The sequence below is a fragment of the Paenibacillus sp. FSL R7-0345 genome, from assembly GCF_038595055.1.
GTDB lineage: Bacteria > Bacillota > Bacilli > Paenibacillales > Paenibacillaceae > Paenibacillus_AQ.
Window position 1 is genome coordinate 1,412,683 of the sequence record NZ_CP152002.1, and the last position, 21,347, is coordinate 1,434,029.

Annotated in this window: 22 protein-coding genes; 13 read left to right on the top strand and 9 right to left on the bottom strand. The window is 52.7% G+C overall.

Going from position 1 to position 21,347, the window contains the following annotated elements; all coding sequences use genetic code 11:
- Positions 1-4 precede the first annotated feature (4 nt).
- Positions 5-508: an N-acetyltransferase family protein gene (locus NST84_RS06090; protein WP_342564729.1), complete on the top strand. Its 504-nt coding sequence runs from the start codon at positions 5-7 to the stop codon at positions 506-508.
- Positions 509-556: 48 nt separating this feature from the next.
- Here NST84_RS06090 and NST84_RS06095 read toward each other — a convergent pair whose 3' ends face one another.
- Positions 557-886 (bottom strand): helix-turn-helix domain-containing protein, encoded by a 330-nt coding sequence (locus NST84_RS06095; protein ID WP_342564730.1) that lies wholly within the window; start codon positions 884-886, stop codon positions 557-559.
- A 90-nt stretch (positions 887-976) separates the two neighbouring features.
- Between NST84_RS06095 and NST84_RS06100 the strand changes: the two genes are divergently transcribed.
- From NST84_RS06100 to NST84_RS06135, 8 genes are all read left to right on the top strand, one after another.
- Positions 977-1,237, top strand: coding sequence for a YqkE family protein (locus tag NST84_RS06100; protein WP_342564731.1), 261 nt, complete (start codon positions 977-979; stop codon positions 1,235-1,237).
- Positions 1,238-1,584: 347 nt separating this feature from the next.
- Positions 1,585-3,024, top strand: coding sequence for an RtcB family protein (locus NST84_RS06105; protein ID WP_342564732.1), 1,440 nt, complete (start codon positions 1,585-1,587; stop codon positions 3,022-3,024).
- Position 3,025: 1 nt separating this feature from the next.
- Positions 3,026-4,312, top strand: coding sequence for an AAA family ATPase (locus tag NST84_RS06110; protein ID WP_342564733.1), 1,287 nt, complete (start codon positions 3,026-3,028; stop codon positions 4,310-4,312).
- Between the two features lie 137 nt (positions 4,313-4,449).
- Positions 4,450-4,953, top strand: coding sequence for a sigma-70 family RNA polymerase sigma factor (locus NST84_RS06115; protein WP_342564734.1), 504 nt, complete (start codon positions 4,450-4,452; stop codon positions 4,951-4,953).
- On the top strand, positions 4,946-6,157 hold the full coding sequence (locus NST84_RS06120) for an anti-sigma factor (RefSeq protein ID WP_342564735.1): 1,212 nt from the start codon (positions 4,946-4,948) through the stop codon (positions 6,155-6,157). The genes NST84_RS06115 and NST84_RS06120 overlap by 8 nt, the downstream gene beginning before the upstream one ends.
- Before the next feature lie 205 nt (positions 6,158-6,362).
- On the top strand, positions 6,363-6,869 hold the full coding sequence (locus NST84_RS06125) for a metallophosphoesterase (protein ID WP_342564736.1): 507 nt from the start codon (positions 6,363-6,365) through the stop codon (positions 6,867-6,869).
- 115 nt (positions 6,870-6,984) lie between these two features.
- The gene (locus NST84_RS06130; protein ID WP_342564737.1) at positions 6,985-7,449 is read left to right on the top strand and encodes a GNAT family N-acetyltransferase; all 465 of its coding nucleotides are present in this window, start codon (positions 6,985-6,987) and stop codon (positions 7,447-7,449) included.
- A gap of 24 nt (positions 7,450-7,473) precedes the next feature.
- Positions 7,474-8,184 carry an HAD family hydrolase gene (locus NST84_RS06135; RefSeq protein ID WP_342564738.1) on the top strand — a complete coding sequence of 237 codons (711 nt, stop codon included), beginning with the start codon at positions 7,474-7,476 and terminating at the stop codon, positions 8,182-8,184.
- Between the two features lie 520 nt (positions 8,185-8,704).
- On the opposite strand, the gene NST84_RS06140 is transcribed toward NST84_RS06135, so the two are convergent.
- Positions 8,705-9,823, bottom strand: a complete 1,119-nt coding sequence (locus NST84_RS06140) for an FAD:protein FMN transferase (RefSeq protein WP_342564739.1) — start codon at positions 9,821-9,823, stop codon at positions 8,705-8,707.
- Between the two features lie 269 nt (positions 9,824-10,092).
- Between NST84_RS06140 and NST84_RS06145 the strand changes: the two genes are divergently transcribed.
- Positions 10,093-10,665, top strand: coding sequence for a TetR/AcrR family transcriptional regulator (locus NST84_RS06145; RefSeq protein ID WP_342564740.1), 573 nt, complete (start codon positions 10,093-10,095; stop codon positions 10,663-10,665).
- A gap of 102 nt (positions 10,666-10,767) precedes the next feature.
- Positions 10,768-12,864 (top strand): YhgE/Pip domain-containing protein, encoded by a 2,097-nt coding sequence (locus NST84_RS06150; protein ID WP_342564741.1) that lies wholly within the window; start codon positions 10,768-10,770, stop codon positions 12,862-12,864.
- A 275-nt stretch (positions 12,865-13,139) separates the two neighbouring features.
- Here the strand turns inward: NST84_RS06150 and NST84_RS06155 are convergent, their stop codons facing one another.
- Complete coding sequence (locus NST84_RS06155) at positions 13,140-14,072, bottom strand: glycosyltransferase (RefSeq protein ID WP_342564742.1); 933 nt, start codon at positions 14,070-14,072, stop codon at positions 13,140-13,142.
- A gap of 588 nt (positions 14,073-14,660) precedes the next feature.
- Here NST84_RS06155 and NST84_RS06160 point away from each other — a divergent pair.
- Positions 14,661-15,383, top strand: a complete 723-nt coding sequence (locus NST84_RS06160; RefSeq protein WP_342564743.1) for a DsbA family oxidoreductase — start codon at positions 14,661-14,663, stop codon at positions 15,381-15,383.
- A gap of 436 nt (positions 15,384-15,819) precedes the next feature.
- Here NST84_RS06160 and NST84_RS06165 read toward each other — a convergent pair whose 3' ends face one another.
- Entirely contained in the window at positions 15,820-17,400 is a 1,581-nt protein-coding gene (locus NST84_RS06165; RefSeq protein ID WP_342564744.1) for an oleate hydratase, read from the bottom strand.
- A 239-nt stretch (positions 17,401-17,639) separates the two neighbouring features.
- Between NST84_RS06165 and NST84_RS06170 the strand changes: the two genes are divergently transcribed.
- Positions 17,640-17,987: a VOC family protein gene (locus NST84_RS06170; RefSeq protein WP_342564745.1), complete on the top strand. Its 348-nt coding sequence runs from the start codon at positions 17,640-17,642 to the stop codon at positions 17,985-17,987.
- Between the two features lie 34 nt (positions 17,988-18,021).
- Here NST84_RS06170 and dhaS read toward each other — a convergent pair whose 3' ends face one another.
- From dhaS to NST84_RS06195, 5 genes are all read right to left on the bottom strand, one after another.
- The gene (gene dhaS / locus NST84_RS06175) at positions 18,022-18,591 is read right to left on the bottom strand and encodes a dihydroxyacetone kinase transcriptional activator DhaS (RefSeq protein ID WP_342564746.1); all 570 of its coding nucleotides are present in this window, start codon (positions 18,589-18,591) and stop codon (positions 18,022-18,024) included.
- Positions 18,592-18,655: 64 nt separating this feature from the next.
- Positions 18,656-19,051, bottom strand: coding sequence for a hypothetical protein (locus tag NST84_RS06180; protein ID WP_342564747.1), 396 nt, complete (start codon positions 19,049-19,051; stop codon positions 18,656-18,658).
- Between the two features lie 23 nt (positions 19,052-19,074).
- A complete protein-coding gene (locus NST84_RS06185; RefSeq protein WP_342564748.1) occupies positions 19,075-19,590 on the bottom strand; it encodes a hypothetical protein in 516 nt (171 codons plus the stop codon).
- A 425-nt stretch (positions 19,591-20,015) separates the two neighbouring features.
- Positions 20,016-21,053, bottom strand: a complete 1,038-nt coding sequence (locus NST84_RS06190) for an RluA family pseudouridine synthase (RefSeq protein ID WP_342564749.1) — start codon at positions 21,051-21,053, stop codon at positions 20,016-20,018.
- A gap of 94 nt (positions 21,054-21,147) precedes the next feature.
- Positions 21,148-21,333, bottom strand: coding sequence for a CLC_0170 family protein (locus tag NST84_RS06195; RefSeq protein WP_342564750.1), 186 nt, complete (start codon positions 21,331-21,333; stop codon positions 21,148-21,150).
- Between the last annotated feature and the right edge of the window lie 14 nt (positions 21,334-21,347).

Genomic DNA, 21,347 nt, shown 5'->3' on the forward strand with positions numbered 1-21,347 from the left:
CAGCATGGCATGGAACAATTACAGCATAGAAGATGCATCGCTGGAGGATTTAGGGGCAATTGTGGAGATTTATAATTCAACAATCGCGGGGCGGGTGGTTACTGCCGATCTGGAGCCTGTGAGTGTAGAGGACCGGCTGAAGTGGTTCCATGAGCATAACAGCCATCACCGTCCGCTGTGGGTGCTGAAGCAGGAGAATGAGATTGCTGCCTGGTTCAGCTTCCAGTCCTTCTACGGGCGTCCTGCATATAACGGGACCGCTGAGATCAGCGTGTATGTGAATGAAAAATTCCGCGGCAAAGGAGCCGGCAGCATTTTGCTGGCCAAGGCGCTGGAGGAATGTCCGCGTCTGGGTCTGCAGAATCTGGTTGGCTTTGTGTTTGGACATAATGAGCCAAGTCTTGCCCTGCTGCGCAAGTTCGGGTTCAAGGATTGGGGAGTGCTGCCGGGTGTTGCCGTATTGGACGGCATCCCGCGCGATCTGGTTATTATCGGACGCAAGCTGTAGCTTCCTGAGCTGTGCAGGAGCAGCCTGCTTCCCGGAGGAAGGCTGCTTCTATTGCGGCGGACATTCCGAGGGATCAATCCAGGCGTCCGACCACTTTTCCAGATCACGCATCACGGATTCCAGACCCTGTCCTTTATCGGTCAGGGAATATTGAATTCTGACAGGCGTTTCGGGAAAAACTTCACGCAGCACGATGCCTTCCTGTTCCAGCTCCTTCAGTCTTTCAGACAGAAGACGGCCGCTGACGGGCAGCGCGGCCTCGATGGTGCTGAAACGCTGCGGCCCCTGGAGAAGCTGATAAATGATTAAGCCCGTCCAGCGTCTGCCGATAATATCCATGCTTTTTTGCAGCTTTGGACACAGGTCTACGGATTTCATAAGGCTCACCTCTTACCTTACATTATAAACGGAAAGACTGCCTGCTAAAACAAATTTGAAGTAAATACAGAAGCGGAAAGGACGATTACCATGGCTAAAAAGAAGCAGAATACCAGCACGCCGCGCCCCGCTGCAGCGGATGCACCTGCTACACTCAAGGACTTGCTGAGCAGCGATGTGCTGAATAAGCTCAAGGCACAGTCGGATGCGCTGAAGGCTGAAGAACAGGATAAAAAGGAAGCTGTACGCAAAGCTGCAGAGGATCAGCGCAAGGCTGAGCAGAAGCGGCTGGAGAACGATTTTGCCCATCTTTTGGAGAACAGCAATCAGGACTGGCACAAATTTAAATAATTTTTTACCGGACTGGCGGGTTGACAATTTACACCAGCGCCGATTATATTGGGTTTACTAAGAACAGAAGGGAGGCCGACGGGTCATGACTGGAACAAATGTACAGACACTGCCGCTAAGCCAGATCACAACCGCATATGAACCATCTGATCCCAGCGCCTTCGTCCGGGAGACATGATGCGCAGCTGTGCTCATCTGTCTCAATCAAATAAGGGTATGCATTGAGCCGGCGCAGCCCGGAGCCTCAAGCTATTCTGCCTTACCCGGAGCCGTATGATCAGAAACTGATCTGCGGCTCTTTTTGTTGTATCTAAACCCGAGAGGAAATGAAAATATAAATGAATAACATGAATCAGCAAGCGGGCTATGAGCCCCGCTATAAACATGAGGTGGCTCTTCCCGGCGGCGACCTCAAGGTATATGCCAGCGAGCAGCTGTTTGGCTCCCTGGATTATAAAGTGCTTGAAATGGCCAATAACAATCTGCAGATTCCCGGTATTGAATATATGAGCTATACCCCCGATGTGCATGTCGGTGTCGGAACCTGCATCGGGACTACCGCTGTCTGGGACGCTGCCTCAGGCTATGTCTCGCCGTCCATCGTGGGCAGCGATATCGGCTGCGGCATGCGGGTGCATCTGACCAACCTGCACAAGGACGATCTGCGCGAGGTGAAGCTGCGCCGCAAGCTGGTGCGTGCGATTGAGAGATATCTGCCGATGGAGCAGCAGCAGCGCGGCCACTATGGTGACATCCGGCTGGAGAATATTGTCCGCAAAGGCCTGCAGGGCCTGCCGAACAAGTATATCCCCGACAGCTACACACCGAAGAAATCGAGCGCGCTGTCCCATGTGGAGATCAAGCGGCTCGGCTTTGACGAGGAGATTCTGAACGAGCTGCCTGATATGGCCTGGCACCGCGGTCACCGCCAGCTGGGCACACTTGGCGGCGGGAATCATTTTGTAGAGATTCAGTCGATTGAAATCGCTGAGGAGCAGCGGGCCGTGGCTGAAGCCTGGGGCCTCAAAGACGGGCAGATTGCCGTGATGATCCACTCCGGCTCACGGGCCTGGGGCGGGATGGTGAACCAGTTCTGCACACCCGCCTTTGCCAAGGTTATGGGCCAGCTTGGGCTCGGCAGCGCCGATCCGCGGCTGATCTACGCTCCGCTTGCCCACCCGCAGGCCCGGCGGTACGTCAATCTGATGTACTCCGCGCTGAATTATGCGGTGGTGAACCGTCACCTGATCGCTTACGGTGTGCGCGAGGGCTTCCGCGACGTGTTCGGTACCAAATGTGAGCTGCGCACGCTATATGACCTGATGCACAACTACGCTTGGGAGGAAGAGACCTCCTCAGGCACCAAATTCGTGCACCGCAAAGGGGCTACCCGGGCGTTGCCGGCCGGCCATCCGGATAACCCGGACGTCTATGCCGCAACTGGCCATCCTGCGCTCATTCCTGGCTCTATGGGAACTGCGTCGTATATCATGGTCGGGCAAAGCGGCGGGGAAGAAAATTACTACTCCATCTGCCACGGGGCCGGCCGTATCCGTTCCCGTTCAGCCACGAAACGGCTGGTGTCGGTCCAGGAATTTTCCCGTTCGCTGAACGTCGGCAAGGAGGATGAGATTGTAGTAAATCAGCATTCCCTGGAATCTATCATTGACGAATCCCCTCAAGCCTATAAGAATGTAGATGAGATCATAGAAAGCGTTACGGGCGCCGGCCTGGCTGCTGTGGTAGCCAAATGCAAGCCGCTCGCAGCGATAAAGGGGACGAAATAGGATGAAGCAGGAGTATGAGAAGCAGGCTGTAGTTTTTCCTTATGATGCAGGTGCTGGCGGTCTGATAAAAGGCTATGACGTATATGCCCGGCTCGTTGACGGTATTCTTAAAGCCCTGTATACACGCTATGATGTCCGCTATGAGCTGTACGCCAGCGATGATCCGAACAGCGAATACTGGAAGCTGCTGCAGGAGGATGTACAGTCAGGCAACCCGGAGGTTGAGCATGTTGCGCGGATTTTTGACCGGCTGGAGGACAGAACCTTTGTTTACGACGATGACAAGGAGCAGCCGGAGTACAATATCCATTTGTCGATCCGCAATAATGTGCTGGCCTACCCTTCTATGGGTGTAGCGCTTGCCAGAGTGCCTGTATTCCAGGAAAACGGCATTAATTTTCAGGATTTTGTATTCGCCGCGTCGGATGCACAGCTGCAGGCTTTTCTCGGCAATGTGCGCAGACGGCAGCGGGAGCAGAACATTAACAAGGTGACAGTGTTTACCGACCGCCGCAACGGGGTCTGCCGTGAGGATGAGCCGATTACCCGGGCCGCTTCCCGTGAGGAGGTCGTGCTGGATGCCGCCGTCAAGAAAGAAATTTACCGTTCGCTGGACCAGTTTTTTGATGCGGACCGCAGCTTTTATGTTAAATATGATATCCCGTACAAAAGAGGCATCCTGCTCTACGGCCATCCCGGCAACGGCAAAACCACGCTTGTAAAGTCCATAGCCGGCAGCGTGCCCGGACCTGTAGTGTACTGGCAGATTACCGAGTACACCAGCAGCGAGTCAGTAAATGAGGTGTTTGAGGCTGCAGCCCGGCTTGCACCGATGGTGCTGGTCATTGAGGACATTGACTCGATGCCCCAGGAGGTCCGTTCGTTCTTCCTGAATACACTGGACGGGGCAACCTCGAAGGAAGGGATTTTTCTGATCGGAACGACCAACTACCCGGACAAAATCGATCCCGGTCTCATGAACCGCGCCGGCCGCTTCGACCGGGCCTATGAGATCAAAATGCCGAATGAGGCGCTGCGGCTGGAGTTTCTGCGGCTGCGCGGCTTCTCCGCTTTTGCCGGTGAGGAAGGAGTCAGCCTGGCAGCCCGCCTGACCGGGGATTTCTCGCTCACCCAGCTTGGTGAGCTGTATGTCAGCGCCGCACTGGAGTGGCATGAGAAGGGCACGGCCGATGTCGAGCAGCTTGTCCGCGGCATGCGCGGCGAGCTGGATAAGGGCCGCAAGCGGGAGTGGCTGCGGGATGCCTCGTCCACGATCGGATTTTACTGAACCTCTGCTGTATAGTTTGAGCCATGACGGCCGCTGATGCTTAGCGGCCGGCCATGGCTTTTTATTATGGAATATTAGTTTGGGGAAATCTGTAACTTTTGAGATGCTGAAACGTGGTTAGTGTGAGGGGGGAGGGAATGAAGCCGGATTCGCTGGATCATCACTATCAGAGTTATGTTCACGATATACATCGTTATTTGTACGCCCTCTGCCGCGATCACCACCTCGCCGAGGATTTGACACAGGAGACGTTTTACCGGGCCTATCTGTATCTGGAGGATTGCCGGGAGGAGCGGATCAAGCCCTGGCTGTTCCGGGTAGCCTATAATGCCTTTATTGATCATACGCGCAAAGCGCGCCGCAGTGTTCCGACAGAAGACTGGTATTTCAACAGTCTGCCGCATCCGGAGACTACGGAAGAGGTATTCATGCGGCGGCAGCGGATGGAGGCATTGGCTGACTCTGTCGGCAGGCTTCCGGAGGTGCAGCGCCATGCGCTGCTGCTGCATGATTTTCACGGGATCGCTTATAAGGATGCCGCGGACATCATGGAGGTCAGTCTGCCGCAATATAAGATACTGATCTTCCGGGCGAGGCAGAAGCTGCGGGAAGAAGAACGGAGGAGTAGCGGATATGAGTGAAGAGTTTAAGGAAAAGCTGCGCAAATACAGTGAAGGCAGCCTGCCGGAGACAGAACGGGCGGAGATGGAACAGGAGCTGGATAAGCTGGAGGCTTATCAGGGCTATCTGGATGAGCTGATGGAGCGGGATGAGGAGCAGTCTGCGCAGAAGGCAGCGTGGAGGTCCGGCCCGATGACGGCTGATGGCGGAGGTAAATCGCCGTTAAAAAAGAAAAAAAAGGCGGCTAACAGAGAGAAACGGATAATCCGCCGGGGCAAATGGAAGGCCCGCATCTCTAATACGATGACTGTGCTGTCAGCCTTTCTGACTATTACAGTTATTAGTTCGATCATAACGGCTGTTTATTACAGCACGGGAGAGCGGGGGGAAACTTACCGGGATGTTATCTCCTCAGCTATTGCAGTTTCACGCCCCAATACAGTCGTACATTTAAATTCCGATGCCACAACTTTTTTCAGAATGAATTATTCAGGCAGACTGCTGAAGCAGGTCGGAAGTGATCAGGTCGATGCGGGCAGCTACTCTACCCAGATGTTGTTCGGGCTTGGGGGAGTAGGAACCTATAACTGGACCGATGAGCGTACTTCCCGCCAATTTTTCACCTATCCGCAGGATGGCCAGTCTCAGGGTATTGACGATAGTGAGCAGTGGGAGCGTCTTGATAAGCTGCCGGAGGGCACGGTGGCCGAAGCCTATCTTTCTCTCGACCAGCTGTACAGCACAGATGAGCTGCTGAAAAAGCTGGAGCCGCTGAATGTGCTGCCCGTCTGGTTCGCCGTGGATGATGGCCTCAGTACCGCCAATGCTGTGGTAACCAGCCCGCTGGGCTTCCCTTATCAGCCGATCTGGCATGCTAAGGATATGACAATACAGTCGGCTACAACGGAGAAGCGGGGCTGGTTCAGCAGTGTAACCTCCAGCTCCTCCAGTTCACCTTCCGTTGAGGATTACGGGAGCAGCGGGCTCCGTGAGCAGAACTTTCTCGATACGCTGCGGCTGCTTGGAGAATATAAACTTCTGTCCGGGAATGCCGGATTATTCTTAGACTTGGAGAAATCGCTAAACTATATTGAGAAGAATGGAGTCCAGCTATACGGCGTGGTTGTTACTGGACCGGTTAAGGAGCTGCTGGGGCTGCAGGAGGATACATGGATCAGTCAGATCCGGATCGGTGAGGTGCGGCTGTGGAACTGGCGGGACTAAAGCTGGGCTGAGGCGGACAGATTCAGGGCTGGTGTAACAGGGGCATACCTTTCGCGAAAAGGGGTGTCCCTGTTTGCGGATGATAGCGCTTTACTTGCTTCTGCCTGCTGCAAATCGTACAATAATCTGAAAATATGCATTCGCTGAAGCCATGATAGATACACAAGATTATTATGCAGATTATGCAGATTAGGAGCTGAATCAGATGAAAGTAGGAGTCGTATCCGATACCCATATGCCGCGGTCAGCCAAGGCGCTGCCGCAGGCGCTTGTGGAGGAATTCCGCCACGTCGACCAGATTCTCCATCTTGGCGACTGGGTAGCTATGGAAATTTATGATCTGCTGGCCGAGCTTGCCCCGGTGGAGGGGATTGCCGGCAATAACGACGGCCAGGAGATTATCAGCCGTTTCGGAGAACAAAAGATTGTTACCCTGGACGGGGTACGGATCGGATTGATCCACGGGCATGCCCCGTACTCGCGTAAAGGGACGGACGGTAATGCACTGCTGGCCTTTGAAGGCCAGGAGGTGGACTGCATCCTGTTCGGCCATTCCCATCAGCCGCTGATGCGCAGGGAGAACGGCGTCCTGCTGTTTAATCCTGGCTCGCCTACCGACAAACGGCGGGAGAAGCAGTATTCCTTCGGAATCCTGGATATTGAAGACGGTAAAATCAGCGCCCGGCATGTCTTCTACGACTCCAAAGAGTAGCGGAGGCAGGGCTTTTATCCAAATGATCCATCATTCTCTCCATGGTCAGGCAGGGGAGGTTATTTTACAATTTCCCTATAATAAAAGCCGCAGTGCTGAAAAGAGGGAATGAAGGATGGAAGCTTACCGTTTGGTGGAGGCGGAGTGGCAGGATGCGGAGCTGATTACGCCGCTGTTCAATGATTACAGGGTGTATTACGGGCAGCAGCCCGACCCCGCAGGAGCTTTAATATTTTTGCAGGAAAGGCTGAAGGCAGAGGAATCTGTTATTTTTATGGCGGTAAAAGATGAGGCTGGCAGCAGACAAGCCGGTGGCTTCGCACAGCTCTACCCGTCGTTCTCGTCGCTGACCATGCAGCGGCTGTGGGTACTGAATGATCTGTACGTAGCGGAGCATTTGCGCGGGCAGGGTCTGGGCAAGCTGCTGCTGGAAGGCGTACGCGAGTATGCCTTGAGTACAGGAAGCAAAGGGCTGACGCTGACCACCATGACGGATAATGTCCGGGCACAGCGATTGTATGAGGCTCAAGGGTACGTAAGGGATGAAGAATTTTATACGTATGATCTTATTTTTAAATGATAGCTTCAAGTAAGGAGAATTATCGTGGATAACAGCAGTAAATTAGCGGTGTTTTTTGATCTGGATGATACGCTGTACGACCATCTGGTGCCGTTTCGTGAAGCGGTGCGTGAGGTGCTGGCGCCGGATGAGGGCAGTCTTGATTACGCGGAATTATTTTATACTGTAAGGCATCACAGCGATCTGCTCTGGCCCAAGTACCTGAGCGGTGAGCTTGAGCTGGAGGAGACGCGGGTGCTGCGGCTGGAGCTGGCTTTTGCCGAGTATGGCATAGCGCTTAGCCGGGAGCAGGCGGAACAGGTGCAGGCGGCCTATATCGGGCGGCAGTACACGATTGAAATGATCGACGGGGTGGAAGAGCAGATCAGGCGCTTCCTGGCTATCGGGCATAAGGTGGGGGTTATCACCAACGGGCCGAAGGAGCATCAGACGAGCAAGCTGCGGGGTCTGGGTATCGACAAGCTGATTCCCGCAGAGATGATCTTTATTTCAGATGCGGTTGGACTGGCCAAGCCGGACCCGGCGATTTTCAGGCATGTCAATGAAGCTACGGGAACTACTCCGGACAACTCGCTGTATGTCGGCGACACCTGGGATAATGATGTGGTTGGCGCATTGTCGGCCGGCTGGAAGGTATGCTGGTACAATCCCCGCGGCAGACAGCCGCGTACGGAGCATGTGCCGAGTTATGTTTTTGCGGATTATGAAGAGTTTAGCAGGCTTCCTCTGATCTGAGGGTCTGGTGGAATACAAAGATAACAGCAAGCGGCAGAGCCTGGGCTCTGCCGCTTTTTTTTTCATATACAAATATTATATAGTTTGAGCTTATCGATGAGGACGCTTCTGCGATAGAAATAACCACGCTAACCCACTGCAGCTCCAAAATTCCTCTCCGCTATTCTTTCCTTTGTGTATAAATCCATATAGCTGCACTTTCTGCAATTAAACCAGTGGATATCAGCTTTTTCAGCGGATAGCTGCATTTTGTACAACTAAATCAGCCTGAAACAGCAAAAATCAGCATTATTCCCTTTTTTAATTGCATAGAGTGCAGTTAAGCAGCAGAGGCGCGGGAAAAACAGGTGTTTTAGTTGTATGAACTACAATTAAAGCTATATTGCTTGAATGGATAATTCCATTTAGCATGACAGAAAGCACGCCTGGATATGAGATTAAATGTAAAACTGATGGATAGGTCAAAGATAGGAAAAGGAGGGCTGAGTGCCCCCCCTTTTTTTTGTATGTGCATATAAAGTTATTCTGCAAAAGTATACGTCGGATCAGTCAGCTGCAGTCTGTCTCTGATTCCTGAGGTAGCATAGATCTTATTGTCATCAGTAATGAAGAAGGCCTCAATATTTTCCGGCAGAGCTTCCAGATACTTCATACCCTCTTCCAGACCCATCAGGAATACACCGGTGGACAAGGCATCTGCGTCTGTTGCATTCGGACTCATAATGGTAATGCTCTTCAGCCCGTTCTGGGAAGGATAGCCTGTCCGCGGGTCAAGAATATGATGGTAACGGACGCCATCCTGCATGAAATAACGCTCGTATACGCCCGAAGCATCAATAACTTCATCAGTGATCTTAATGGTGCCCAGCTGTGTGCCGCGGCTCTGATCCGGGTCCTGCAGGCCGATGTTCCAAGGGGAGCCGTTCGGCTTGTTGCCAAGGGCGATAATGCTGCTGCCCCCAAGGTTAATCATCGCGCTATCCAGCCCCTGCTCCTTCAGGTAGTCAGCGATCCGGTCAGCGGCATAACCCTTGCCGATTCCGCCCATGTCCAGCACCATGCCTTCTCTGGCAAGCTTGATTGTCTTGGCGTTCTCATCAATAATAATATCCTTATAATTAATCAGGCTCTTCGCTGCATCGATATCGGCCTGATCAGGGACATGCTCGCCGCCTTCGCCAATCGCCCACAGGTCCACCAGCGGCCCGATTGTCGGCTCATACAGTCCGTCCATATCCTCGGCATACTTGATCGACTGCTTCACAATATCCAGTGTTTCGTCGGATACAGCTACTGCTTCCTTGCCGGCGGCCTGGTTCACGGCATACAATTCACCGTCTTCCTTGGTGCGGCTGAACTGGGTATCCATACGCTCCAGCATGCTCTGGATATCATCCATATTTTGCTGGGTGGCATCGTTACCGAATATCTTGATGTTCACAACGGTATCATAGATATAAAAAGTCTGCGCCAGTGACTTGGTTCCGCCTTCTTCCGCTACAGTTGCGCCTCCCGGGGTTTCGGTTGCAGCTGTATTGCCGCTGTCGTCCCCTTTACCGCTGACGGCAAACCAGACAACAACAGCCGCAATAATGACCAGTCCGGCCAGAATAAGCAGCATTTTTTTGTTTTTAAACATATTCCACCATCCATAATGTAGTTTCTAGATCACATCCTTCTTATCATACCCCAGAAAGAATGGCAATGGATACTAATTTCATGACATTTTACGGATAACCTGAGGCCTGTCCATTGATAAACGATTGGATATAAAAGATAAGGAAGAAATAAATTTTAAATAAGTGGTTGTCTTATTCCCGCAGACATGTTAAATTACTTATTGACCGATTGACCAGAAAATGAAATTAGTCAATTCTGGTGTTTTCCAGAAGAAAGGGAGCCCAAGTCATGTCGATCGACCGCAAAGCGTTAATTCTTCAGGCAGCAACCAAATCCTTTGTCCAGTTCGGTTATAAAGCGACCACGATGGAGCAGGTATCCAAGATTGCCAATGTCGGCAAGGGAACGATCTATACGTTTTTCAAGACAAAGGAAGAGCTGTTTGAGGAAATTCTGGACAAGGCCACCCAGGAGTTAACCTCAGTCATGAACCGGATTGCCGCTGAGGAAAACACTTTTACCCATAAGCTGTTTAATCTGCTTGATTCGATTCTGGAGTTCCGCTCCGATCATGAGCTGTTCGTGAAGCTGGCCCAGGAGGTGCGTGACATCGGGACAGCGCAGGCCCTGGAAGGGGTGAAGCGGATGGAGGATTATGCGCTGGACTTTCTGCGGCAGCAGATTGAGACAGCCATCACCAGAGGTGAAGTCAAGTCCTGTGATTCCAGTGTGGCGGCATTTATGATTCTGCGTCTCTATCTGGCGCTGACAACCGAATGGAACAAAGCGCATGAGCCGCTGGATGAGGCCCGGATCAAGGAGCATATGATGCTGTTCATTTCTAACGGTATTCTCAAGTAAAGTTGAACATTCTAGCCTGTGAAGGGCTATTTTTTTCCTTAAATAATGAATGATCATGAAAGTTTTCATACATTTACAAATTAAAGAACGAGGGTGAAACCTGTGAGAGCCATTAATGTGTTCTGGAAAGATTTAAAGATTCTGCTCGGGAAACCGATGCTGCTGATTACGCTGCTTGGTGTGTCGGCACTGCCGATGCTGTACAGCGGGTTCCTCGTGGAAGGCTCCTGGGACCCTTACGGAAATACAGGCAAGCTTCCTGTTGCTGTAGTCAACCTTGATAAAGGAGCGCAGTACGAGGGGAAGACGATGGATGTCGGCAATGATTTTGTGGATGAATTAAAAACAAACACCGATTTCAACTGGAAATTTGTTGATGCGGCCGAAGCTGAAGACGGTATGGCGCACAACCGCTATTATATGACCATTACGATCCCGGCGGACTTTTCGCAAAATGCGACTACCCTGACTCAGGAGAAGCCGGTGCAGTCGGAGATTATTTTTGAGCCGAACAGCGACTATAACTTTGTCGCCGGACAGATCGGCAACAGTGCGATGAACAAGCTGAAATCGAAGCTGTCCGCGAAGATTACCGAGGCTTATACGCGCAGCATGTATGAGCAGGTAGATACGATTGCATCAGGCCTTGGAGATGCCGGCAGCGGGGCAACTGAGCTGCAGGAAGGCGCTGACAAGCTGACAGACGGCCTGTCTACGCTGAAGACTAATCTGAGCAAGCTGTCCAGCGGTACAAGCGAGTTGCAGAGCGGACTGAAGCTGCTCTATAAAGGGGCAGGCAGCCTGAAGGACGGCACAGGTACGCTTACAGGCGGCGCTGCCGATCTGGCCGGCGGTCTGAGCCAGCTCTCGAAGGCGGAGCAGCAGCTGCAGGCCGGCGCTGCGAAATCGCAGAGCGGGGCCTCGCAGCTGGCCGCCGGACTGGAGAGCGCCAAGGACGGCAGCAGCAAGCTGACCGCCGGGCTGACTGCCTCCGAGGCAGCAAGCGGCCAGCTTGCTGCCGGCGCTTCGCTGGTAGCGGCCGGGCTTGACCAGATGCTCGCAGCGACCCCGGAGCTGCAGGACAGCGAGCAGTTCCAGCAGCTGCTGGCTGCGAGCAAGCAGGTGGCCGCCGGCAGTACGCAGCTGCACAGCGGCCAGGAACAGCTGCTGGCGGGCAGCACGCAGCTGACGGAAGCGCAGCAGCAGCTGTATGACGGCGCTGCGGCACTGAGCAGCGGCGGAACGCAGCTGGTCACCGGTCTCAGCACATTCGGCGACAAGCTGAATGATGCGGCTTCCGGCAGCAGCAAGCTGGCTGACGGTGCGGTGGCCCTGAAGCAGGGTGCTTCGCAGCTGACTGAAGGGCTGACTAAGCTGGCCGGAGGCGTGGACGGCCTGTCCGAAGGCGCCGGCAAGCTGACAGACGGTGCCGGTGAGCTGCAGGACGGCTCCGGCAAGCTGGCCAGCGGCAGTGAAGAGCTGGCCCAAAAGCTTAATGACGCGGCAACGGAAACCGCCAGCGTCAACTCCAGCGATGACACTGTCAGCATGTTTGCTGAACCGGTCAAGCTGGTTGAGAACACCGACCGCAAGCTGGATCATTACGGGCTTGGCATCGCGCCTTATTTCTTATCGCTTGCACTCTTTATGGGTGCCCTGGTGTTTACGACTGTATTCTCCCTGCGGGAATCGAATGTGCCGGACGCCTCTCCGATGGGCAAATTCGCCAGCCGTACGCTGATGTTTATGCTCGTCAGTGTATTGCAGTCACTGCTTGCCGATGCAGTCCTCCTGTATGGCTTGAAGCTGCAGGTGCAGAGCGTACCGCTGTTCTACCTGTTTACTCTGATTGTCAGCTTCACCTTTACCATGATTGTCCAGGCGCTCGTTACCTGGCTGGATAATCCGGGCCGCTTCCTGGCGATCGTGCTGATGATCTTCCAGCTTACGTCCAGTGCCGGCACCTTCCCGTTGGAGCTGCTTCCGCAGTGGATGCAGAAGGTTAATCCATGGCTGCCGATGACCCACAGCATCGTCGGCTACAAAGCAATTATCGCCAGCGGCGATTACGCCCTGATGCGCGAGCAGATCGTATATCTGCTGAGCTATGCCGCCCTGTTCCTGTGCCTGACGTTCTTCTATTTCCTGCGCCAGAACGGCAAACGGACGAAAACGCCGGCTCAAGAGCTGACCGCTTAAATGAACTGAAAACTCCCGCACGCCGGGTAAGGCGGTGCGGGAGTTTTTGTGTGCGGAGCGGCGGATGGCTGCGGGCAGCGCAGCTGTGGGGGAGGGGGCGGTTCTCCAGGCTTATATCTTTGGGCGGCTGAAGGTGTGGCGTGGATGATACCTCAGTGCAGTAATATGTAAAGCTGCGAAGCTCCTTTACAATGATGCATTGCGGCAAGGCGCCGCTGATCTTTGTCTGTATGGCTTATTACCGATGAGGAGCTGGAGTACATGCTGAACGTCTGCTAGTCCAGCATGTACTCCCTATATTTGTTCTTCCGGGGATTCAGGACAAATCCAATGCCGCTGACATAGCCGGATACAGCGTTGAAATTGCGCTTCAGCGTAAACTTGCCGGTCAGATAAGTGAGCGTCCAGAGGAGGGCGGCATAATTTTTTACCGGTGCTTTGCGCAGATTAAGCAGATAATAATGATTCACCGCTGTCGCACGGGCTACGCGTCCTGCCTTGTCGCGCGAGCTTGGCGACTCATGATGGGTGATCTTCATCTCTGGATTAATGACAAGCTTGCCGTATTTGCTGGCCAGATGGCACATGTAAATGTCATCGGCCACGGCATAGCTGGTCATCCAGGGGTAGGGCTTCATATCCTTCAGTGACTCCCGCTTAAACGACATATTGCAGCCGTGAAAGAAGTCAGTCTCAAAAATATTCTCCGTCTCCCCCCAGAGCAGCAGCGAGCCGGCGAGGGTGCTGGCCGACAGTCTGCCCGGTGAAGCCGACATCTGGCAGGTCAGCCTGCCCAGGAGCTTGCCGGAGGCACTGCTGGATAAGCCCTTGGCGATGCCGCCGACGCCGACAATGGAGGGATCCGAGGCATAGGTGTCGAGCATCCGGCGGATATAGAGCGGATCATCCAGCTCGGCATCATCGTCGAAGCTCAGCACAATATCCCCGTCGATCAGCCCGAGTGCTTCATAGCGGGAGAGCCAGACGCCGGGTTTGGTTTTGCGGTAATAATGAAGCTCGGCATTAGGCATCTGGGCCAGCACTTTGCGGAAATGCGCCAGTACACTATCCTCAATCTCGCCGTCATCAACAATCAGCAGCTCAATTGAAACATCCTCCAGCTCGGTCTGCCTGCCGATGGATTCAATGCACAGCGTAAGATCACTGATCCGGTTGCGCGTGGGAATGACTATGGATACATCATGCATGCTGCTGCTCCTTCCGGGACGCTTGTGCCGTCCTGTAGACTTGGATTAAGTAATCTTCCGGATAATCTTGTTAACCCAAGTGTACCCTCATCCCGGGGAGGCCGTATATACCACTTTTGTGTACTTTTTTGCGGATTTTCTGAAATTTACAGCTGTGTGCCAGCAGGCAGTTAGGCTTCCAGTGCACTGCTTTATTGATTTTGTTGAAAAAAAGGCACTTATTATCTCGCGGTTTGCCCAGCAGACTAGTTTAGTTGGAGAAAGAGTACTTAAAAGTATAGATTGTACTCCTGATACCGCATAGTGGACAATTTAGATGACGATTTTCCACCTAAGTTCCATAAATACTGAGAAAGGCTAGAATTAAGTGTTGAAAATCCAATTAGAATCTTGAACGCGCGTCTTTAAGTTTGATTAACCCCGGTACATGTGCGGAGCCGCAGAATACGTTTGTAATTTTCGGTTTATAACTATATAATTGTAAGTGACATATTATTTGTTAATGAACCTTGATGATGTATGTGATAGGACAGATATTGCCGAGGGTTACATTAACTAAACATGCACAACTATTAGGAGGAACTCACTATGAGAATAGATGTATGGTCTGACTATGCCTGCCCTTTCTGCTATATCGGCAAAAGACGGCTGGAGCACGCACTGAGCCAATTCCCGGACCGTGACAAGGTAGAGGTTGTGTTCCGCAGCTTCCAGCTTGATCCGACAGCACGGACGGATGAAAGCAGAGACATTCATGAAATGCTTGCATCCAAATACGGAATGACCCGCGATAAAGCCAAAGCGATGAATGAACAGCTTGCAGAGCAGGCACAGGGTGTCGGCTTGCAGTTTAATTTTGATACGCTGGTGCCTACGAATACTTTTGACGGACATCGCCTGAGTCATTATGCTGCTACCAAAGGTAAAGCTAAAGAGCTGACTGAACGTCTGCTAAAAGCGTACTTCACCGATTCAGTGAACATCGGCAAGCATGATGTCCTGGCCTCGCTGGCTGCAGAAGTGGGACTTGATGCGGATGAAGTATCCGCAGTCCTGAACAGCGATGCTTATACAGCTGAAGTGAATCAGGATATTGATGCGGCACGTCAGCTGAATGTGACCGGCGTTCCGTTCTTTGTCTTCAATAATAAATATGCCGTATCAGGCGCACAGCCCGGCCCGGTATTCACCGAGGTGCTCGACACCGTCTGGGCGGAAGAGCAGAGTAAGCCTGCCCTGCAGGTTATCGGCCAGCCCAAATCGCAGACTCCGGACGGCGAAGGCTGCGATGACGGCTCCTGTAGCATCTGATTACTGCATCCGCTGGGCGGATTGCTGATCCGATTAAGGGAATGCTGGTCAGATTAAAGGATAGGCGGATTTGAGCTGAATAAGAGCAATACGGTCCGTTAGAATCACCAGTGCGGATGTTTTATAGGTTGTACAGTACTGCTGCACCGCTGAGTGTGTTAAGAACAAGAGTGTTGAATAGCGAGGCTGAGCATAGTGGTAAACTGGAGCGCAACCGGACAACTGGAGCGTACCGGGTAAACCGAAACACAACCAGACAAACTAAAGCTTACCGGACCAACCGGAGCACAACCAACTGCAACCAACCGGGGCGCAGCCAGTCCAACTGGAGCAATAAGGCACGCATAGCCGCCGCATAGCATACACAAAACCGCCAGATCTCCGGCAAGTGGAGATCTGGCGGTTTTTCGCGGTTAATATGTGCAGTAAACCCCCGCTACCTAAACGAAGTCACAAGTCCCGAAAGCAGTGTCCGCACATCATATTGATACTGGTTTATCGGCTCAACCGGGCGGCCTACACCCATGAGGGTATAGACAGCGATACGTGCGGCGCGCACGGAGTATTCTTCGGTGAACACGACGTCGTCCGGGATTTCACAGAACTGGCTGATGAACGCCAGGTTGGTCGAGCCTGCCGGCACAACCTGCGGCCGGTCGGTGCCAAGCCGCGGCATAAACTGGGACGTAATGTACGGCATCATGCACGGGATACAGTTGGCAGTGGCCATGATCCCGTCCCGGTGCGCCTCAAAATGCAGATGGCCGATCAGCTCCTGCATAATCTCTTCCCCGGTACAGTCGCACATTCTTTTGTTGACGAAATCACCGACCTTGTCCGGATACAGTCCGTAGCCCCAGAATACCTTAACATGCTCAGGCTGATTGCGGAAATGCGGCTGGAAGGCCAGCACCACCGACATGAACCAGCTTGAATCCTTGAAGGTGACAAGCGCGCCTGTGCCGGCCCGGTTGCGGGTGAACCGCTCCATCAGGTCAAAGAAGACGGAATCCTGAAAGGTGACGGTAAAGGATTCCCATTTCGATTCGTCCACATAGTCTGCGAACGGGGAGGGATTGCCGAGTCCGGGCTTTTTGGCGGCGATGTTCTCCCACAGCTTCCAGGAGCTGCCCTTGCCGTTTAGCTCAGGAGCGGAGGTCATCGAGCCAAGACTGGCGCTTTCGGTCATCGAGCCGTTCGTGACAATGACGAGATCGCCCTCTTTTACCTCAATTATATCCGCCATACCCTGGCGCAACACATTCATTTGCGTAACCGTAATGCCGTCGCCTTCCTTAAACTGCAGGTCGGTTACGGTACATTTCAGTGAGAAGTCCACACCGAGCGGCTCCAGATACTTTTGCAGAGGCAGAATGATGGAATCATACTGGTTATACGGAGTGCGCGTTACCCCCTCCAGTGTCTGAATCCGCGGAAACTCATGCATGAAGCGGAGCATGTACCGTTTGAACTCAACTGCGCTGTGCCAAGGCTGGAAGGCGAAGGTGGTCGCCCACATGTACCAGAAATTTGTCTCAAAAAAATGCGGCCCAAACCAGTCATTAATCCGCGCCTTGCCCATCGCTTCCTCCGGTGTAATGATCAGCTTGCCCAGCGCCAGCCGGTCGGCCATATCGAAGCCCATCGACAGCACATCCTGGACCTCGCCATTCCGGTCAATTAGCCGCGCATTGGAATGAGTGGGATTAGCCTTATCGAAGGCGATAATTTCCTCGCGTACCGATTGTCCCGGATGGTCAATGGAAGGAATGGTGCTTAGCAGCTCCCACAGATTCTCATACGCTTCATCGTTAAGCATCCGTCCGCCGCGGATCACATAACCTTGCTCTACATCGCCTGCACCGTCATTGCTGCCGCCGAGGATATGCATTTCTTCAATAATATGAATGTTTGCTCCCGGAAAATCACAGTCCCTGACGAGATAAGCCGCACCCGCAAGGGATGCAATGCCGCCGCCTACAAAATAAACCTGCCGGTTACCGTACTCTTTTGCCACAAAAGTCGCCTCCATAGGGTTGTTAATATGATGTGTCCTTCTCTTACTGCCCCTAATGTAATCCAAGCGCGGAATAGAAGGTATAATCAAAACCGCCGGAGTGTAATGATTTTGGTCATTTGGCTTAAAGTGTCTAGTTTTTTGACAATAATACCAGAAAAGGAACTTTTATCTGAGCGTCGAATAGCTAGGGGAGCCGGACAGGCGCAAATTTTGCTGACAGACAGGAGCTGGATAGGATGATTAAGGGTTTTGGCGGAGTATTCTGGAGAACTAACAATCTGGAGGCGGTAAAAAAATGGTACAGTGAAGTGCTGCAGCTGGATATCGGAGAGTGGAACGGGACGGTGATCAGACCGCAGGCGGGAAATGAGACGGTTTTTTCATTTTTTTCCGGGGACGACCCTTATTTTCCGGCAAATCAGCAGGTAATGCTGAACTTTGAAGTGGATGATCTGAACGAAATGATCGCGCAGCTTGAACGCCTTGGTGTACCCCTTACAAAGGACAAGCAGTCCGGTGAATACGGAACCTTTATCTGGATTCTAGACCCTGACGGCCGGCTGGTTGAGCTGTGGGAGAGATAACGGATTGTACGAAAAAAAGCTGCGCGCCGCAGGGTCACGTCAGCTTTTTCTCGTATTTATGCAGCGCTTTGGTAAAATTGCCTTCGATCATCGCGCTGAGCTGTTCAATAATGTGCTTCGGCTGCTCCTTCATTCCGCTGCGCATCCATTGAATAATGAGTCCTGTAAAGGCCAGAGTGTAAAAATTGGCGATAAACGCCTTGTCCTTGCTGCTGACCTCCATACCTGCTGAAAGTTCCTGAATCACGCCCATCACGAGATCATTGGTTACCTCATACAGATAGGTATCCAGATGACTTCTGCCAAGTGAATCCAGTGTGTTGCAGCAGAAGGCTTTATTATTTTCGATATAGCAAAAGATCCTGTAAAAGCCGTCCGTCCAAGTGCTGTAGCTGCGGTACCGGGCAATGCTCTCAACCGCCTCTGTCTGGTAAATCCAGCCGAGCAGCTCGAAAATATCCTGAAAATGATAATAAAAGGTCTGGCGGTTCAAGCCGCAATCCTCCACCAGATGTCTTACGGTGATTTTGTTCAGCGGAGTATGCTCCATCAGCTGCTTCAAGGAGCCGGCCAGCGCTTTTTTAGTCAGAAGGGAAGTGGACATAGGGTCACCTCATTTTGGGAATCCTCTGATACAATAGCAAATCCGGATACGTTAAAGGACTGTCTCAGTCCTGACGCCTGCGCTTAACCAGGTAATAGATTCCTTCAGCGACGAGCCCCAGCGCAAAACCGCCCAGCGTGTACATTACGAAAGTGAGAAAGCCCGCCAGATCCTCCCAGCCGGACATATCTCTATATGTGTAGCTGAACATCAGAATAAGTCCGGTAATCAGACCGGCTGTAGACAGGCACCACACCAGCCGGCCCCCGAGCCAGCCGAGCAGATTGAACAACCCGGACACCACCAGTGCAAGCAGGCCAAACCGGAGAGTAATCATCAGATCAAAAGGTTCGGCAAGCACGGCAAAGCGGTACAATAGCAGGACTGCCCAGAACAGGAGGCCGTAAACGGCCATCCAGCGGAACCAGGTTTGGCTTTTGGCGGTTGGCAAAAATCTCATAGCCCGTTCACCCCATTATCAGTTTATACCTTCTCCAGCTCTTCCGCACTCTGCAGCAGATGGGCCAGCAGGTCCGGAATGTCTTCCATTTGCTCCTCGGTGATCTGCCGCTTGAACGAGAGCTGGATACAGTTGTTGTAAATACCTTTGACTGCACCATAGCAGAAGCTGAGGGATTGCTCAGGCTTCAATTCAGGCCCCCAAACGCCGGTCAGAATGCGTTCAATTGCCGGGCACTGCCGCGCTGTATCGGTTACTTCCATATAAAAGCGAAGCAGCAGGCTGCAGCCGGGATTGCTGTCCGGGGTCTCCAGGATTTCATCGCTGAGCTCCTTCACGGAGGAGAGGAGAACAACCTCGGAGGTTACCTTGAATCCGCCGGTCAGCTTGAAGGCAAGCGTGAATTCCCTGGACATTACGGCCAGATCAAGCAGGTCGGTGCGGCCCGTAATCATCAGGATACCGTCCAGATTATCGTAGTCGTACAGCTGGTTTTCAAAGGCAATTTTGATATTGTCAAAAACAGTAGGGTGGAACAAGCAGGCACCTTCTTACGTTTTTCTGTTTATTGTATCATGACGCAAATGAGAGCGGAAATGTTCCGGGCGGCGGGCCTGGAAATTGCCGGGCAGCTCAGCTGGGAAATACGGATGTCATTGTGTGACCGGGCGGTGATAAGTAAAGGGTGTGTCCCGGCAGTTAATGCTGCCGGACACACCCTTTTATAAATTAGCAATCTGATTAATGGATCGCCTTAACTGGCTTAAGCAGATAGCTGCACTTTGTACACTTATTTCGGCGTATTATCGAGTAAATGAGAGAATAACTGCAGTTTGTACAACTATATTCGCTAATTTCACGATATTTCGGGTAAAATGCAAAAATAACTGCACAAAGTGCAGTTATTCTGTACAACCACTATAAAACAGGCAATATGGCTGCACAAAGTGCAACTATCTGCTTATTAGTTCGCCGGTGCAGGCGCGGTGTACTTCAGGAACGTCTTCGGAATCGGGCTCTCGAAGGTCAGCAGGTCACCGGTCGTCGGGTGGACGAAGGAGAGCACGCGGGCATGCAGGCCGAGCCGGCCGACAGCCTTGGTTTCAGCGCCGTATTTCTTGTCCCCGGCGATTGGATGGCCGATGTCGGCCATGTGGACGCGGATCTGGTTTTTGCGTCCGGTCTCAAGCCGCACTTCCAGCAGGGAGAAGTGGCGGTTCGCCTGGATCAGCTTATAATGCGTTACAGCATGCAGGCCGTCGCCTTCATGCGGGCTGGAGTACATTTTGAGCGTGGAGGTTTCCTTCAGCCAGGAGCTGATGGTGCCTTCGGCTTTTTTGACGGCTCCTTCCACAAGCGCCACGTAGGAACGCTCCTTGACCATGTCTTTCCAATTGATCTGCATCTTTTGCTGCACCGCTTCGCTTTTGGCGAACATCATAACGCCGGAGGTGTCGCGGTCCAGCCGGTGCACCACAAAGATACGGTTACGCGGATTGCCGAGGCGCACATGCTCCATCAGCTGGCGGTACGCGGTCTGTTCATTTTCATCGCCGGTGGCGATCGACAGCAGTCCGGCATCCTTCTGGATGACAATCAGGTCATCATCCTCATGGACGATAGTCAGTCCGGCCATTTCCTTGGCCTGCACCTGCTTCTCCAGATCGATAGCTACGGTCTGGCCCGGCTGCAGCGCATAGTTATGCTTCGTCACCGCTTTGCCGTCCACAGATACTTGTCCGCGGGAGAGCAGGGACTTGACGGAATTGCGTCCGCGTCCGGCCAGGGTCTCCAGCAGAAACGGCAGAAGCTCGGCCGGCTCCTTTACAGTATAGCTTTTGACCGGAGGGGCAGTCTTTGCTTTTGCTGTCTGGCCGGGCTTGCCGCCCGGTTTATTGGAACGGGTTCTTGCACCCGGTTTGTTCTGGGATTTGGCCTGGGAGGAAGCAGCAGGTTTAGCGCCCCGTCTGGACGCCTCATTAGGATTTCTTCTTGTATTCATGTGCACATTCTCCGTCCTGTAATAGAGTACTCCTCAATATACCACGGCCGCTGAAGAAATACTATGGAACCGCCGCCGGGCTTAGGAAGAAGCGCTACAGATAAATCAGCAGTCCGGCAAAAATTGCCCCCGCCGCTCCTGTGCAGACCCAGCCTATAACAGCCGCATATTTACGTTCCCGTACCCAGCCGCTGGTTCTGTAAATATTCCGGTCTACAGACAGCAGCACCAGCGCCGAGAACAGCAGCACCATAGCGGTGCAGGCGAGCAAACGGATCATACAGATCTCCTCCT